The sequence below is a fragment of the Candidatus Nanopelagicales bacterium genome, from assembly GCA_041393815.1.
Taxonomy (GTDB): domain Bacteria; phylum Actinomycetota; class Actinomycetes; order S36-B12; family JAWKJK01; genus JAWKJK01.
The window spans coordinates 484234-499737 of the sequence record JAWKJK010000001.1 but is presented as its reverse complement, the minus strand read 5'-3'; the positions used below and the strand labels follow the sequence as shown (position 1 = coordinate 499737).

Annotated in this window: 10 protein-coding genes and 1 tRNA gene; 8 read left to right on the top strand and 3 right to left on the bottom strand. The window is 73.6% G+C overall.

Annotation, left to right across the window (positions count from 1 at the left end; all coding sequences use genetic code 11):
* Nucleotides 1-9: 9 nt before the first annotated feature.
* Nucleotides 10-1557 (bottom strand): zinc-dependent metalloprotease, encoded by a 1548-nt coding sequence (locus R2737_02295; protein MEZ5115074.1) that lies wholly within the window; start codon nucleotides 1555-1557, stop codon nucleotides 10-12.
* A gap of 116 nt (nucleotides 1558-1673) precedes the next feature.
* Between R2737_02295 and R2737_02290 the strand changes: the two genes are divergently transcribed.
* The 6 genes from R2737_02290 to R2737_02265 all read left to right on the top strand — a co-directional run bounded on the left by R2737_02290 (nucleotide 1674) and on the right by R2737_02265 (nucleotide 9709).
* Nucleotides 1674-2780 (top strand): NAD-dependent epimerase/dehydratase family protein, encoded by a 1107-nt coding sequence (locus R2737_02290; GenBank protein MEZ5115073.1) that lies wholly within the window; start codon nucleotides 1674-1676, stop codon nucleotides 2778-2780.
* A 236-nt stretch (nucleotides 2781-3016) separates the two neighbouring features.
* Complete coding sequence (locus R2737_02285; GenBank protein MEZ5115072.1) at nucleotides 3017-3307, top strand: hypothetical protein; 291 nt, start codon at nucleotides 3017-3019, stop codon at nucleotides 3305-3307.
* Nucleotides 3304-4482, top strand: a complete 1179-nt coding sequence (locus R2737_02280; GenBank protein MEZ5115071.1) for a PDZ domain-containing protein — start codon at nucleotides 3304-3306, stop codon at nucleotides 4480-4482. Before R2737_02285 ends, R2737_02280 begins: the two co-directional genes overlap by 4 nt.
* Before the next feature lie 398 nt (nucleotides 4483-4880).
* The gene (locus R2737_02275) at nucleotides 4881-6785 is read left to right on the top strand and encodes a S8 family serine peptidase (GenBank protein ID MEZ5115070.1); all 1905 of its coding nucleotides are present in this window, start codon (nucleotides 4881-4883) and stop codon (nucleotides 6783-6785) included.
* Between the two features lie 48 nt (nucleotides 6786-6833).
* Nucleotides 6834-9113, top strand: coding sequence for a PAS domain-containing sensor histidine kinase (locus R2737_02270; protein MEZ5115069.1), 2280 nt, complete (start codon nucleotides 6834-6836; stop codon nucleotides 9111-9113).
* Nucleotides 9110-9709, top strand: coding sequence for a response regulator transcription factor (locus R2737_02265; protein MEZ5115068.1), 600 nt, complete (start codon nucleotides 9110-9112; stop codon nucleotides 9707-9709). The genes R2737_02270 and R2737_02265 overlap by 4 nt, the downstream gene beginning before the upstream one ends.
* Nucleotides 9710-9945: 236 nt before the next feature.
* Here the strand turns inward: R2737_02265 and R2737_02260 are convergent, their stop codons facing one another.
* On the bottom strand, nucleotides 9946-10479 hold the full coding sequence (locus R2737_02260) for a PPA1309 family protein (protein MEZ5115067.1): 534 nt from the start codon (nucleotides 10477-10479) through the stop codon (nucleotides 9946-9948).
* Between the two features lie 27 nt (nucleotides 10480-10506).
* Between R2737_02260 and R2737_02255 the strand changes: the two genes are divergently transcribed.
* Nucleotides 10507-13593, top strand: coding sequence for a UPF0182 family protein (locus tag R2737_02255; protein ID MEZ5115066.1), 3087 nt, complete (start codon nucleotides 10507-10509; stop codon nucleotides 13591-13593).
* 29 nt (nucleotides 13594-13622) lie between these two features.
* Nucleotides 13623-13699: transfer RNA gene (locus R2737_02250), tRNA-Met, on the top strand.
* A 126-nt stretch (nucleotides 13700-13825) separates the two neighbouring features.
* Here the strand turns inward: R2737_02250 and R2737_02245 are convergent.
* Nucleotides 13826-15478, bottom strand: a complete 1653-nt coding sequence (locus R2737_02245) for a sulfatase-like hydrolase/transferase (protein MEZ5115065.1) — start codon at nucleotides 15476-15478, stop codon at nucleotides 13826-13828.
* Nucleotides 15479-15504 lie beyond the last annotated feature (26 nt).

Below are 15504 nucleotides of genomic sequence, written 5' to 3'. Positions count from 1 at the left end.
CCGACCGGGTCAGCCGCGGTTGGGGCCGTCGCCGGCGTCCGGGTCTGCTTCGTCGCCGCCGGGACTGTCGTCGTCGGCGTCGTCCGCCCGGTCGCCCGCGTCGCCGTCGCCGACCAGGCCGTCGCCGTCGAGGTCCTGCCCCAGCGAGCGCTCGATCTCGCCGAGGTCCAGCGGCGCGGACCGGGTCGTGAAGCCGACCGGGTCGTCGAGGTCCTCAGCGGTCGGGAGCAGGTCGGGGTGACCCCACAGCGCATCCCGGGCCGCCATGCCGCCGCTCTCCCGCAGCGACCGCCAGACCTCGGCCGCCTCGCGCAGCCGACGCGGCCGCATTTCCAGGCCGACCAGGGTCGCGAACGTCTTCTCCGCCGGCCCACCGACGCCCCGGCGGCGGCGGATCGCCTCGCGCAGCCGGGCCGCCGACGGCAGCCGGTCGTCGACGGCTGCGTCGACCACGTCGTCGACCCAACCCTCGACCAGCGCCAGCAGCGTCTCCAGCCGTGCCAGGGCGGCCTTCTGCTCCGGGGAGTCCTCCGGCTCGAACACGCCGGACGACAGCGCCTCCTGCAGTGCCTCGGGGTTCTGCGGGTCGACGCCCTGCGCAGCCTCGCGCAGCCGGTCCACGTCGACGTGGATGCCGCGGGCATAGGCCTGCACTGCGCCCTCGAGCCGCGCCCCCAGCCACGGGACGTGCGCGAACAGCCGCTGGTGGGCGGCCTCGCGCAGCGCGAGGTAGAGCATGACCTCGCCGCCGGGCACGTCCAGGCCGTCGCCGAACGCGGCGACGTTGCGCGGCAGCAGAACCACGCGGCGGTCAGCGGTCAGCGGAATGCCGATGTCGGCCGCGCCCACGACCTCCGATGCCAGCGCGGCCAGGCCCTGCCCGACCTGCATGCCGAACATCGAGGCGCCCATCTGCCGGGCCATGCCCATCAGCGGGCCCATCATCCCGGCCAGCTCCGGCGGGATGCCCTCGGGCAGGCCGGGGATCTCGCCGAGCGCGCCGCCGCCCTCGGCGCCGGGCAGTGCCGACCCCAGGACGTCCTGCACCTGCTCGGCGATCGGCTCCACGATCCGCCGCCATGCCGGCAGGGTCCGCTCGAGCCACTGCGACCGGCTCCAGGCCTCCGCGCCCGCCGAGGTGCTCGGGAACGACATCACCGGGTCCAGCCACAGGTCGGCCAGCCGGGCGGCGTCGTCGACCGCGCGCTTCTCGGCGTCGGAGACGACGGGGTCGCCTGCCTGCACCAGGGCCTGACGTGCCACGTTGGTCGCGAGGTCCCAGTTGACCGGGCCCTCGCCGCCACCCTGCAGCATCTGGCCGAGCTGCTGCAGCATCGCTCCGAGCTGGCCCATGTCGAAGCTGCCCGTACCACCGGGTCCGCCGAGGCCGCCGAGCCCCATGCCGGCCAGCGCGTCGCCGAAGCCGCCCAGCGGGTTGCCCGCGTCGCCGGAACCGCCTGCGGTCGAACCGGAGTCGCCGCTCTCGCCCTCCTGGTTCTCGCGGTCCGGGTCGTCGTCGCCGGCCGGGCCGAAGCCGAAGGGGACGTTGCCGCTCATGGCCGGACCGCCGAGGCCACTGTGCCGGGGACGGCGCTGAGGCAGGATGTGCGCGTGCCCGAACCGGACGGGATGCGTGGGTGCATGGTGCCCACGGTATCCGCGGGGGTCGCGTGGTGACGACCGCCCGCGGCCGTCGTACGCCCCCCGCGAACAACCCCACGGTCGCCGTGACGGGCGCCAGCGGCGCGGTCGGGATCCCGGTGCTGCGCCGACTGGTCGCCGCCGACGGCGTCGGCAAGGTCTACGGCATCGACCTGACCCGCCCGCCCGCGGCCGCGCAGGTCCACGGCGTGGCATGGCGCACCTGCGACATCCGTGATCCGGGCCTGGTGCAGAAGCTCTCCGGGGTCGGCGTGGTCGTGCACTGCGCCGTCGACCGGTCGCCGGAGGCCGAGCCCGCGGATCGGCATGACCGCAACGTCACCGGGACGCGCACCGTGGTGACCGCGGCGGCCGCGGCGGGCGTGCGCCGGGTGGTGCTGGTGACGTCGGCGACGGTGTACGGCGCCGCCCCGGACAACCCGGTGCCGTTGGACGAGGATGCGCCGCTGCGGGCGGAGCCGGAGGGGCTGCCCGCGGACCTGCTGGAGATCGAGGACATCGCGGCGGTGTCCCGGGCGATCCACCCGGGCCTCGACGTCATCGTCCTGCGGCCGGCCGCGCTCGCAGGTCCCGGCATCGACACGCTGGTGACCCGGCACTTCGCCGCGCCTCGGCTGCTGTCGGTGCGGGACACCGAGATGCGTTGGCAGTTCTGCCATGTCGACGATCTGGCGGCTGCGGTGGAGGTCGCGGTCCTCGGGCGGTTGGACGCCGACTCGGCAACGGTGGGCTGCGAGGGCTCCCTCTCCCAGGACGAGGTCGCGGCCGTCTCGGGGCTGCGCACGATCGAGGTCCCCGCCACCATGGCGTTCGCCACCGCCGAACGGCTGCATCGTGCCGGCGTGGTGCCGTCCCCGGCCAGCGAGCTGGCGTACGTGGCCTACCCGTGGGTCGTGCCGTCCACCCGGCTGCGCGCGGCCGGCTGGCGGCCGCAGCACGACAACACCACGGCGTTGCAGGCGCTGCTGGACGCGGTCGAGGGCGAGCGGGCGATCGCCGGCCGGCGGCTGGGGGTGCGTGACGCGACGATCGCCGGAGCCGGGGCTGCCGGGGCCACGGTCGCCGTGCTGGGTGCTGCGGCCTTCGTGCGCCGCGCCCGGCGGCTGCGCGGCCGCTGAGGCGAGCTGCCGCCCCGGCGCTGACCCGCCCTGAGCCCCGTACGTCACATCCGTCACTTCGGTCCCGGGAGCGGCGTGGCCGGGGACCGTGGGCGGGATCACCCCCGCGCGCGACGGCCGGGGGAGGCGGTACGGTCCGCGGGGGCCGTACCCTGGGACGTCGTCCGGTGCGCGGCCCGCGAGGTCGTGCCGGTCCGCTCGTCGTTCGCTCGCAGTCTGGGTCGCAGGAGGTGTTCGTGCAGGCGCTGGCCTGGTGGCTGATCCCCCTGGGGGCCACGCTGCTCGCGCTGCTGTGGGCCGCCTGGCGCAGCCGGCCGAGCCGACCCGCGGACGCGCACGAGGCGATGCAGGACATGAAGCGGTTCAAGGCCGCGATGGAGCGGCCGATGCCGGCCGGTCCGGCCGAGCCGCGCAGCCCCCGGTCCGCGTCGGCCCGTCGGCGCCCGTCCGCGCCACAGCAGCGCGGGTTCACCGACACCCCGCCCGGGGACATGCGTCGCCGCGACGCCGACCACACCGCCGCGTGACCGCGGACCGGCCCGAGCCGGCCGAGGCGGACCCGACCCCCGAGCCGTCAGTCCCGACGGCTGAGGAGCCCGGAACCGTCGAACCCAGGAGCGTCGAGCCCGGGACCTCTCGACGGCGCCGGCAGCGCAGCCGGCGCACCACCGCCCTGGTCGTCTCGGCGATGTCGCTGGTGGTCCTGCTGGCCGTGGCGGCGCTGCTGCCCGTGCCCTACGTACGCCTGTCACCGGGCCCGACGTTCAACGTCATCGGCGAGTACGACGGCACCCCGCTGATCGAGATCTCCGGGACGCCGACCTACCCGACCAGCGGCAACCTGGACATGACCACCGTGTCGGAGTCCGGTGGCCCGCGCGGCGGCCTCACGCTGGGCCAGGCGCTGCTGTCGTGGACCAACTCCGAGGACGCGGTGCTGCCGCGCGAGCTGCTCTATCCCGACGACGTCACCGGTGACGAGGTGGAGCAGGAGAACGCCGTGGCGTTCAGCACCTCGCAGTCCGACGCGACCGCCGCCGCACTGAACCACCTCGGCATCCCGCTCGAGCAGGACGTGCTGATCGCCTCGGTGGCCAAGGGTTCCCCGGCCGAGGGGAAGCTGGAGCCCCGGGACCAGATCCTGCAGGTCGACGGACGCGAGATCGCCGCGCCCGAGGACGTCGGCGAGGCCGTCCGGGCGCGACCGGTCGGCAGCGACATCGCCGTCACCGTGCGACGCGACGGGGAGGAGAAGGAGGTCGTCGTGACCTCCGCTCCCAACCCCGACGACCCGGAGCGTCCGTACCTCGGCATCACCGTCGCCGCGCTCTACCAGGCGCCGTTCACGCTCACGTTCAGCCTCGACGACGTGGGCGGTCCGAGTGCCGGACTGATGTTCAGCCTCGGCATCATCGACAAGCTCACCCCCGAGGACCTCGCCGACGGCCGGCACGTGGCCGGCACCGGCACGATCACCCCGGACGGCAAGGTCGGCCCGATCGGCGGCATCCGGCAGAAGCTGGCGGGTGCCCGGGGTGCGGGCGCGGAGCTGTTCCTCATGCCGGTGGACCACTGCGCGGAGGCCGCCGGGCACGTCCCGGACGGGCTGACCGTGGTGCCGGTGGCCACCTTGGCCGAGGCGGTGGACGCCCTCGACGCCTGGCACGCCGGCGGCACCCTCCCCACCTGCCCCGCCTCCTGACCCGCGGGTCCTGACCCCCGGGCTGGCCGCTGCGCCGCGCGAGGCGCTTTCCCGCGACGGAATGAGTCCGGGCGTTGCCTACCGGCCCGTTTCGGGGCCCCAAGCAACGCGCAGACTCATTCGGCCGCCGGGGGAGAGTGGGGGACCCGGGGGATCGCCGGACGGGGCGACCGGGGCGCTCGGGGCCGCTGGGGCTGGTGAGGTGACCGGCTGGACGTTCGGGCCGGGGCGAAATGGTCCGAACGGTCCATCGAGACGGCACCCCCGGAATGCCGAATCCCACTACGGACTCGCCTGTGCACGGGCCTGTCAGCGGTCGGGAGATGGTCATGGCTGCGAACGTGACGCCCACAACGGCACCCGTACGACCCGGTGCCCGCCGACCACGCTCCCGCCTCGTGGCCGCCGGCATCGCCGCCGCCACCGGCGCCGCCCTCCTCACCCCCGCCGTCCTGGCCGGCGCAGCGCCCGCCACCGCCGTCGCTCCCGCCACCATCACTCGCGTGCTGTCCGTCCTGTCCTCCTCTCCCACCGCCCTGGACCAGGCCGCCGCCGACGTCGCCGCGCTCGGCGGCCAGGTCCTCGAGCGGTACGCGGTGGCCGGCGCCCTGCTGGTCCAGCTGCCGGACGGCGCCGTTCCCGAGGGCACCGTTGCGACCCCGGACGCCGCCGTCGAGTTCGCCGGCGTCCCGACCAAGAAGCCCGACCCGGTCACCGCCGCCGCCACCGTGACCACCGGCGCCACGTACCGCGCCACCATCGGTGACGACGACCGCTCCCAGGGCGCCGGGGTGACCGTGGCCCTCGTGGACACCGGCGTCGCCGACGTCCACGACCTCGCCGGCCGCGTCGAGCACGTCAACGTGAGCGGCGACCCGACGGGGGACGGCCTCGGCCACGGCACCTTCCTCGCCGGGCTCATCGCGGGCAGCGGCAGCACCTCCGACGGGACCTACGCCGGGGTCGCGCCGGACGCCCGGATCCTCGACGTCCAGGTCGCGACGGCCGACGGGTCGACGTCACTGAGCCGCGTCCTCGCCGGACTGCAGGCCGTCGCCGACCGCGCCGCGACCGACCCGAGCGTGCAGGTCGTCAGCCTGTCGCTCTCCACCGGCAGCCCGCTGCCCCCCGCCATCGACCCGCTGATGCGCGGCCTGGACCGGCTGTGGCTCAACGGCCTCACCGTCGTGGTCGCCGCCGGCAACGACGGCCCCAAGAACAACACCGTGACCTCCCCCGGCAGCGACCCGCTGCTGGTCACCGTCGGCTCCGTCGACGAGCACGGCACCCCGGTTCGTACCGACGACTCGATCTCCGACTTCTCGTCCCGCTCGTCGTCGTACGGCGTCAGCAAGCCCGAGGTCTCCGCCCCCGGCCAGAGCCTGGTGTCGCTCCGCGCGCCCGGCAGCATCGCCGACGTGGAGAACCCGCAGGCCGTCGTCGACGACGCGTACTTCCGCGGCACCGGCACCTCGATGTCCACCGCCGTCGCGGCCGGCGCCGTCGCCGCTCTGCTGTCCGCCCGTCCCGGCCTGGCCCCCGCGCAGGTGAAGTCGCTGCTGGTCGGGACCACGTACGGCATCCCCGGTGTCGGCTCCGGCGGCCTCGACCTCGCCGCGGCCTGGACCGCCCCGGTGGCGCCCGTCGCGAGCTCACCGTGGCCGAAGGGCGTCGGGTCGCAGGCCCCGCTGGAGTCCGACGCCGCCGCGTGGTCCGCGTTCGCGCAGGGCTGGCGGGCCGGCGACCTCGAGGCCGTCCGCGCCGCGTGGCTTCTGCTCAGCCCGCAGGCCCGCCGCTGGGCCGCGACCGCCTGGTCCTCGGCGATCCTGCCCGGCGCCGTCGCGACCGACGACCAGGAGTTCGATGCCCGCATCGCCGCCGCGCGGCGCTGGGCCACCGAGAACTGGAACGCCCGCCGCTGGGCCCGCGACGACTGGGTCGCCCGCAGGTGGGCCGGGGACGAGTGGACCGCCCGCCGCTGGGCGTTCGACGAGTGGCTGGCCCGCCGCTGGGCCGGCGACGAGTGGCTGGCACGGCGCTGGGCCAGCGACCTGTGGACCGCGGTCGACCCCGCCCCGTGGTCGGCACGCCGGTGGGCCGCCGAGGACTGGCTGGCGTTCGCGTGGACCGCGCGCCGCTGGGCCGCGGATGACTGGGCCGGGCTGGCCTGGGACTCCCAGGCGTGGACCGCGCGCCGCTGGGCCGAGCAGGAGTGGACCGACTACGCGTGGTCGGCGCGCCGCTGGGCGACCGAGGTATGGACCGCGCGCCGCTGGGCGCTCACGTCCTGGCCTGCCGCCTGACCCGCGGCTGATCCACATCCGCCCTCGCGATCGGCCATCCTGGTTCCGATGTCCGCCGCGACCGCCCCCGCACCCGAGGGTCGTCGTGTCACCGCCGTGGTGGCGACGGTCTGCGTCCTCGGGGCGGCCTCGCTCGCCGGTGTCGCGGCGCTGGCCCGCATCCTGCCCCGCCCGTCGGACGCCCCGACCGAGGTCACCTGGTGGCTGGTCGGGCTGCTCCTGCTCGCGACCGCGGTGGCCGAGGTCGTCACCGTCCCCGTCCCGCACGGCGATGCGCTGGAGGAGCTGACCTTCTTCGAGGTCGCCGTCGTCATCGGGGTCCTCACGCTGCCACCGGTCGTGGCCGTCGTCGTCCCGCTGGCCGGCCTGCTGCTCGTCCACGTCGTTCTGCGCCGACCCCTGATCAAGGCGGCGTTCAACCTCGGCTCGTACGCCGCTGCGTCGTCGGCCCTGGTCGCGACGTACCTGCTCGTCGGCCACGGCCAGCCCCGGTTCTCCGCCTGGTCGGTGATCGGGCTGGTGGTCGGGACGCTCCTGTTCGCCGTGATCAACCTGGTCGCCCTGGTCGAGCTGTTCCACGCGCTGGAGGGCCTGCCGCTCCTGGAGGGATGGCGGGACGAGTGGATGCTGTCGCTCACCATGGCGATCGGCGGTGTCGCCGTCGGTGCCAGCGTGGTGGCGATGGCCGAGTTCGCGCCGGCGCTGGTCCCGCTGGCGGCGTTCCCGGCCCTGGCGCTGTGGTCGGCGTACCGGTCCGCGGCCCAGCGCGCTCGGGAGCGCGAGCAGGCGCGCCTCCTGGTGGACTTCGGCCTGGCGCTGGCCACCTCCGACGACCTCGGTGGGGACCGGGTGCTGGAGCCGGCCATCGACGCGGTGCGCCGGCTGGCGGGCGGGCGGACCGCGCGGCTGGCCACCGGGCCGGAGGACGCCGACCTGCTGGCGGTGGTCGCCGACACCGACGCGACCGCCGTCGCAGCGCCGCCCGGGCTGTTGCCCGAGGGGTGGGACCCCGCGCTCGTCCTGCCGCTGGAGGTGGGCCGCACCGAGCCGGCGGCCCTCGTCGTCGGCGGCCTCGAGACGGAGATCGGCCCGGACCGGCTGCCGCTGCTGGGTGCCCTGGGCACGGCCATCGCCGGCGCGCTGCGCGCCCGCGACGCCGGCCGCGCCCTGCTCGCCGAGACCGAGTCGCTGCGCGCCGTCGTCGACCACTCCCGCGACGGCATCGCCGTGGTGACCGCCGACGGCCGGGTGCGGCTGTGGAGCCCCGCGCTGGTGCGGATGACGGGGGTCGACATGTCCGGCCAGAGCGTGGACGAGGTCGCCGAGCCTGCCGCGACCCTCCTGCGGGTGGACGAGCAGCACGCGCGGGCCTACCAGGCGCCGCCCCGGTCGATGACCGTGACCCTGCCGTCCGGGGAGACCCGCGACCTCACCGTCTACACGACCCGGGCCTGGTCCGCCGGGTACGGGGCTCCGGAGGGCGGTGCCCCGTTCACCGCGGTGTACACGGTGCATGACGACACCGCGGTCCGGCGGGCCGACCGGCTCAAGGCCGACTTCGTCGCGACGATCTCGCACGAGCTGCGCACCCCGATCACCCCCATCAAGGGGTATGCGCAGCTGCTCGCCCGCCGCGGCGACCGGATGGAGCCGCAGCGCCGGGCGGAGGCGCTGGAGCTCATCGCCGAACGGGCCGACCACCTCGGCCGGCTGGTGGACGACCTGCTGCTCGCCTCCCGTGTCACCGGTCCCACCAAGCTCACGATCCAGGCCAGCGACCTGGACCTGCGGGACCTGGTGCGCCGGACGGTGGCCTCGTTCCCCCGGCTCGCGGACCGGGTCGAGCTGGACCTCCCCGACCAGCCGGTGCTGGTGCGCTGCGACTCGCACCGCGCCGGCCAGTGCATCGCGAACCTGCTGTCCAACGCCGAGAAGTACACCCCGGTCGACACCCCCGTCGAGGTGCGGCTGTCCGGGCCCGGCGGCGGGGACCGGATGGCCGTGGTCATCGTCCGGGACCACGGCCCCGGCATCCCGCCCGACGAGCAGGACAAGGTGTTCCAGCGCTTCTACCGCATCGAGGATCCGTTCACGATGCGCACCGGGGGCAGCGGCCTGGGCCTGCACATCAGCCTGGAGCTGGCCAAGGCCATGGGCGGCAGCCTGACCCTGGTGTCCCAGCCTGGCGACGGCTGCACGTTCGCCCTCGCGCTCCCGCTGGCGTCGGTGTCCACCGAGGACCCGGGGGGTGCGTGGGCGCAGGGCGCCCGTACCGAGACCACCGCGACCGGTGAGGGCACCGGGAGCCTGAGAGGGGAGGCCCGATGACCCACGTGCTCGTGGTCGACGACGAGGAGTCCGTACGCGCGCTGCTGCGCGACATCCTCGAGGTGGAGGGGTACGTCCTCAGCGAGGCCACCGACGGGCCGTCCGCGCTCGCGGCGTCCGCGGACTACCGCCCGGACCTGGTGATCCTCGACATCATGATGCCCGGGCTGAGCGGGCTGGACGTGCTGCGGACGTGGCGCGGGGACCCGGTGCTGGCCGACCTGCCGGTCCTGCTGCTCACCGCGGCTGACGACGACGAGACCACCTGGGCCGGGTGGTCGTCGGGGGCGAACTACTACCTGCCCAAGCCGTTCGACCCCGACGTGCTGCTGGAGTGGGTGGACCGGCTGATCCCGCCGGAGCAGCGGCTGGGCCAGCGCGGAGCGGCCTCCGCTGCGGCGCCCCCGGCCTCCGGCTCGGACCCGGGTGAGGAGCCAGCGGGCGCGGGTGGCCCGGGTGGCCCGGGTGGCCCGGGTGGCCCGGGTGGCGCGCAGGGGGCGGGGCCGGCACCGGCGACGCCCCGGGAGAGCGGGGCCGCGGCGGAGGGGGCCGACGCGGACCTGCTCCGCGAGCTGCACGACCTCTCCGGCGGCTGACCCGCCGCGCTGCCCGTCCCCTGGGCGCCCCGACCTGTCGCGCCCCGCCCTGTCGCGACCGAATGAGTCCCGGCGTTGCTTGCGAGGCCAGTTTCGGCCTCCAAGCAACGCCCAGACTCATTCGGCCGCGAAGGGCGAGGGGGATCGCGGGTGGTGGCGTACGGGGAGCGGGGGCCGATCCGGGGCGGATCCGGGGCCGACCCCCGGGGGCGGAGGCCGACCCCGGGGGTCGGGAGTCAGTCGCGCAGGGTGGCGGCGAGGGCGTCGGCCAGCCCGGGGACCAGGTCGTCGCCGGTGAGCACGTCCTGCTCGGAGTCATGCTGTCGGGTCCGCAGGGCCCCCGCCCGGCTGCCGTCCCGCAGCACGGCCACCACGATCCGGACGTCCTGCCGCCCCGGGTGGCCGGCCGCGGCCCGGGCCAGGGCCTCCGCGTCCAGGCCCTCGTCGGCCAGCGTCGCCTCCGCCTCGGGCGGCAGCATGATCCGCTCCACCGCCAGCGCGCAGCCCACCACGTCCTGCGGCCAGGCCAGCGTGGCGAGCACGTCGTCCAGCGGCCGGTCGGCCGGGAACTCGTCCTGCTCCACCGGCGTCAGTCCCGGTACGTCCACGTCCGCATCCACCGCCAGCCCCAGGGCCGCAGCCAGCCCGGGCTCCCGGGCGACCAGCTCGGCGGTGGCGGCGAGCGCGAACAGACGCGGCGGCTGGTCCCAGCCGCCAGCGGCCACGTGCCGTTCGATCTCGAGCACGACGGGGGTCAGCGTGATGTCCACCTCGACAGTGTGTCGTAGGTTCTCGGAGTGACCTTCGACATGCCCGGGGGCCCCGCCAGCCGGGGGCCGGCGACCGCCACCGCCCCCCAGCAGCCCTCCCGGGGCCGCATCCTGCTGCCCACCTTGATCATCCTGGGCCTGCTGGTGCTGGCCTTCGTGGTGTTCACCGGCTTCTACACCGACTGGCTGTGGTTCGGCTCGGTGGGCAAGACCTCGGTGTTCAGCACCACCCTGGTCACCCGAGTGATCCTGTTCGCCGTCTTCGGCCTGGCCATGGCCGTCGTCACCGGCTTCACCATGTGGCTGGCCTGGCGGATGCGGCCCACCTTCCGCGGCATGACGCCGGAGCAGGCGTCGCTGGAGCGCTACCGGATCGCGCTGGACCCCTTCCGCAAGGGCCTGCTGATCCTCATCCCGCTCATCCTCGGTGGCCTCACCGGCGTGTCCGCTGCGTCGGAGTGGGGCACGTACCTGGCCTGGCGCAACTCCACCGACTTCGGCGTCACCGATCCCCAGTTCGGGCTCGACGTGTCCTTCTACGCGTTCACCTACCCGTTCCTGCGGTTCGTCCTGGGCACGCTGTTCGCGATGGTGCTGCTGTCGATCCTGCTGGCCGTGGTCGTGCACTACCTGTACGGCGGCCTGCGGCTGCAGCCCCCCGGCGACCGGGCCAGCGCCGCCGCGCAGGCCCACCTGTCGATCCTGATCGGCATCTTCCTGCTGCTGAAGGCGGTCGCCTACTGGCTGGACCGCTACGGGCTGGCGATCAGCAACCAGTCCCTGGTCCCGGGGTTCACCGGGCTGAAGTACACCGACGTCAACGCGATGGTCCCGGCGCTGACGATCCTGACGTTCATCGCGATCCTCTGCGCGGCGCTCTTCTTCCTCAACGCGTTCCGCCGTAACTGGGCGATCCCGCTCATCGGCCTGGGCCTGATGATCGTGTCGTCGCTGCTCATCGGTGCCCTGTACCCCGCGATCGTCCAGCAGTTCCAGGTCCGCCCCAGCGAGCTGGTCAAGGAGCAGCCGTACATCGAGCGGAACATCACCGCCACCCGCGACGCGTACGGGATCGCCGACGCCGACGTCTCGGACTACCCGGGCACCGTGTCCCTGCCGACCGAGCAGGTCATCGAGGACAACGCGGGCACGTTGACCAACATCCGCCTGCTGGACCCGGCGGTCGTGAGCCCGACGTACAACCAGCTGCAGCAGATCCGCGGCTACTACTCCTTCGCCGACGCGCTCGACGTGGACCGCTACACCCTCGACGAGCGGCAGCGCGGAGCGATCGTCGCCGTCCGCGAGGTCAACCTCGACGGCATCCCCGACGCGCAGCGCAACTGGGCCAACGACAAGGCCGTCTACACCCACGGCTACGGCTTCGTCGCCGCCTACGACAACACGGCCCGAACCGACGGCCAGCCCTCGTTCTTCGAGAGCGACATCCCGCCCACCGGGGCGCTCGACATCACCCAGCCGCGGGTCTACTTCGGCGAGCTGTCGCCGCCGTACTCCATCGTGGGCGCCCCCGAGGGGTCGCCGCCGGTCGAGCTGGACTACCCCGACGACGCCGCGCCCTCCGGGCAGCGCAACAACACCTACGAGGGTTCCGGCGGCGTCCCGGTCGGGTCGCTGTTCAACCGGCTGGTCTTCATGACCAAGTTCCAGGACCCCAACATCCTGCTGTCGGACCTGGTCAACGGCGACTCCCGGATCCTGTGGGACCGCGAGCCGCTGACCCGCGTCGAGAAGGTCGCCCCGTGGCTGGTCACCGACGGCGACCCGTATCCCGCGGTCGTCGACGGCCGGATCGTCTGGATCGTCGACGGCTACACGACGATCAACGAGTACCCGTACTCCTCACGGGTCACGCTGTCGGAGGCCACCTCCGACTCGATCACCGCGCGCTCGTCGGTTGTCGCCGCCGCCCCGCGCGACCAGGTCAACTACATCCGCAACTCGGTGAAGGCCACGGTCGACGCGTACGACGGCACGGTCACGCTGTACGAGTGGGACGAGACCGACCCGGTCCTGCAGACCTGGGAGAAGGCGTTCCCCGACGTGGTGCAGCCGAAGTCGTCCATCCCCGAGGACCTGGTGGTGCACTTCCGCTACCCGGAGGACATCTTCAAGGTGCAGCGCACGATCATGTCGCGCTACCACGTCACCGACCCGGCCGCGTTCTACAACGGCACCGACTACTGGATCGTGCCGTTCGACCCGACCAACCGGGCGGCGCAGCAGTTCCAGCCGCCGTACTACCTGACCCTGCAGATGCCGGGCCAGGAGCAGCCGGCGTTCTCGCTGACGACGACGTTCGCCCCGCAACGACGGCAGACGCTGGCCGCGTTCATGGCGGTGAACTCCGCCCCAGGACCGGACTACGGAAAGATACGCGTCCTGCAACTGCCGTCGAACACGACGATCCCCGGTCCGTCGCAGGTGCAGAACAACTTCGAGTCCGACCCACTTGTCTCGTCGCAGCTGTCGCTGCTGCGCCGCGGCGGCTCCGACGTGGTGCTCGGCAACCTGCTGTCCCTGCCGTTCAACGGCGGCTTGGTGTACGTCGAACCGGTCTACATCCAGGCGGCGCAGGGCGACGGGTATCCGTTGCTGCGCAAGGTGCTTGCCGGCTACGGACCGAACGTCGCGATGGAGGACACCCTCGAGGCGGCACTGACGAAGGTGTTCACCACCATCCCGGGGACGACGCCCACACCCCCGATCGACGAGAACGGCGGCACCGCGTCACCGACACCGACTCCCTCGCCCTCGTCACCGGGGCCGGCGCCGACCGGGGACCCGACGGCGCTTCTGGCGCAGGCGATCGCCGACGCGCAACAGGCGTACGACGACGGCAAGGCCGCGCTGGCCGCGGGCGATTTCGCGGCGTACGGCGAGGCCCAGGCCCGGCTCGAGGACGCGCTGCGGCGCGCGGCAGAGGCCCAGGCGCTGATCGACGCGGGCGGGGGAGCGGTGGCGGAGGCTCCGTCACCCCAGCCTGGCGGCGACACCGGCGGGGGCGACCTCGGCGGAGATGTGACTGCGCTCGGAGCGCTGCTGCTGCCGGACCTGCCAGGGGACCCGGATTTGGCCGTCGACAGCTCCTGACGTATCCTCGTCGGGCGCCGCAAGGCCGACGCGGGGTGGAGCAGCTCGGTAGCTCGCTGGGCTCATAACCCAGAGGTCGCAGGTTCAAATCCTGCCCCCGCTACCAAGACAGAAGGGCCCGGGGTGTTCCCGGGCCCTTCTGTATTGGTTTCAGAGGCGCGCCAGGATGTGGGAGGAGCGTCGCCGGGGGCGCCGCGACGGTTCCTGCCCCCGCTACCGCCGCGGCGGGCTGCTATCGGCCGTCACCGTGCCAGGTGGGCCAGCCGACCAGTCGAGGCCGCTCCGTGATCCAGACGTGCTCGTCCGCGCCGATCTCCTCGTCGATGAGCCGCTCCAGCTTCCCGAGCAACTCGGCCACGACGTCCTGGTGGTCGGGGTCGTAGGCCAGGTTGACCTGCTCGTACGGGTCCGTCTCACGGTCGTAGAGGACCACGTCGTTGTCGGAGACCAGCTGCTCCAGCGTCCTTGGCCGGTTGGGCTCCAGTGGCGAGAAGTAGCGGCCGAAGGTGTAGCGGCCGTCGGTGTAGCCGCGCAGGAACCCCCGCTTGGACCAGTCCGGGCGCAACTCACCCGACTGCATCCGCGCCGGGCCGTCGGGCTCGCCCAGCGCACGCCAGTAGTCGTCGTCGAGCGTCGTGAGGATCTCCACGGCGGTCAGCACGCCATCGCGGACCGGCTGCCCGGTCAGCGCCGGCAGCAGCGAGCGCCCGTGCAGGCCGGGGAACCGTTCGGCGATGCTCGCCCCATCGAGCCCCGCGATGTCGAGCAGCGTCGGGGCGAGATCGACCGCGGACCCGAGCGCGTCGGTTTTCGTGCCGGCCGCGAGGTCGGGGTGACTGATGACCAGGGGCACGTGAAAGTTCTCGTCGTACGCAAGATTCCCCTTCTGCCGCAGACCGTGGGAGCCGGCCATCTCGCCGTGGTCCGAGGTGAAGACGACCACGGTCCGGTCCGCCTGGCCGGAGGCCTCCAACGCGTCGAGCACCACGTCGATGCTGCGGTCCACGTCCCGGGTGCAGTTGAGGTAGAAGTTCATCCCTCGTCGCCATGCGTCCTCGTCCGGCACCGGACCGAACATCGTGTCCATCGCGGCCGCGTACTCGCGCACCGCCGGAGCAGCACTCGCGAGCGAGTCGCCGAGACTGGCCGGTGCCTCGACCTCCCAATCCCGGGCATAAACGGGGATGTCGGCAGGCGGCTTCACCACCATCGCCTCGGCCAGGTTGGGAGGCGGGGCCACGAGCCGACGGCCGCCGTAGTCGTAGCTCATGATGTCGTGCGGGTTCACGAAGTTCACGGCCATGAACCACGGCTGGTCAGCAGCGACAAGGGGCGCCCGGTTGCGCAGCCACGCCACCGCCTGGCCGGCGATCACTGGGTCGATCTTGAGGCCGGCCCACGCACCTCCGTCGAGGTCCCCCCAGGAGTTGAACTCCGAGAAACCGTACGGCTCCAGCGCGTCCGTGGTCGGGCGCGGGTCGGCAGGGTCCCTGTATGCGCGTGACAGGTGCCACTTCCCTTGATAGGTGCAGTAGTAACCGACGTCGCGCAGCATCGAGCCCAGCGTGCCGAGCGCGGGATCCAGCGGGCGGATGTACGGCATGTTGTCGTTGTCGTAGATCTCCGTCACGGGCATGTGCCGGCCGGTGTAGATGACCGAGCGCGAGGAGCTGCACTGGGCGGACGCCACGTAGTAGCGGTCGAAGCTGACGCCCCGCTGCTGTACCCGCTCGCGGCCCGGGAGCGCGAAACCCTCGGGCCGGGGCAGGGAGTACCGCTCCTCGTCGGTGACGAGGAGCAGGATGTTCGGCCGGCCACCGCTGGGCCCGGTCATCGTCGCCATCCGTCCTGCCCTCTCGTCGCTGTCCACGCGCGGATCGCTCATTGTCTCGATCACCGCGGTGTGGCGGG

Coding starts and splice junctions, on each gene's coding strand:
- R2737_02295 (MEZ5115074.1), bottom strand. CDS start 1,557: ATGAGCGGCAACGTCCCCTTCGGCTTCGGCCCGGCCGGCGACGACGAC.
- R2737_02270 (MEZ5115069.1), top strand. CDS start 6,834: ATGTCCGCCGCGACCGCCCCCGCACCCGAGGGTCGTCGTGTCACCGCC.
- R2737_02265 (MEZ5115068.1), top strand. CDS start 9,110: ATGACCCACGTGCTCGTGGTCGACGACGAGGAGTCCGTACGCGCGCTG.
- R2737_02245 (MEZ5115065.1), bottom strand. CDS start 15,478: ATGAGCGATCCGCGCGTGGACAGCGACGAGAGGGCAGGACGGATGGCG.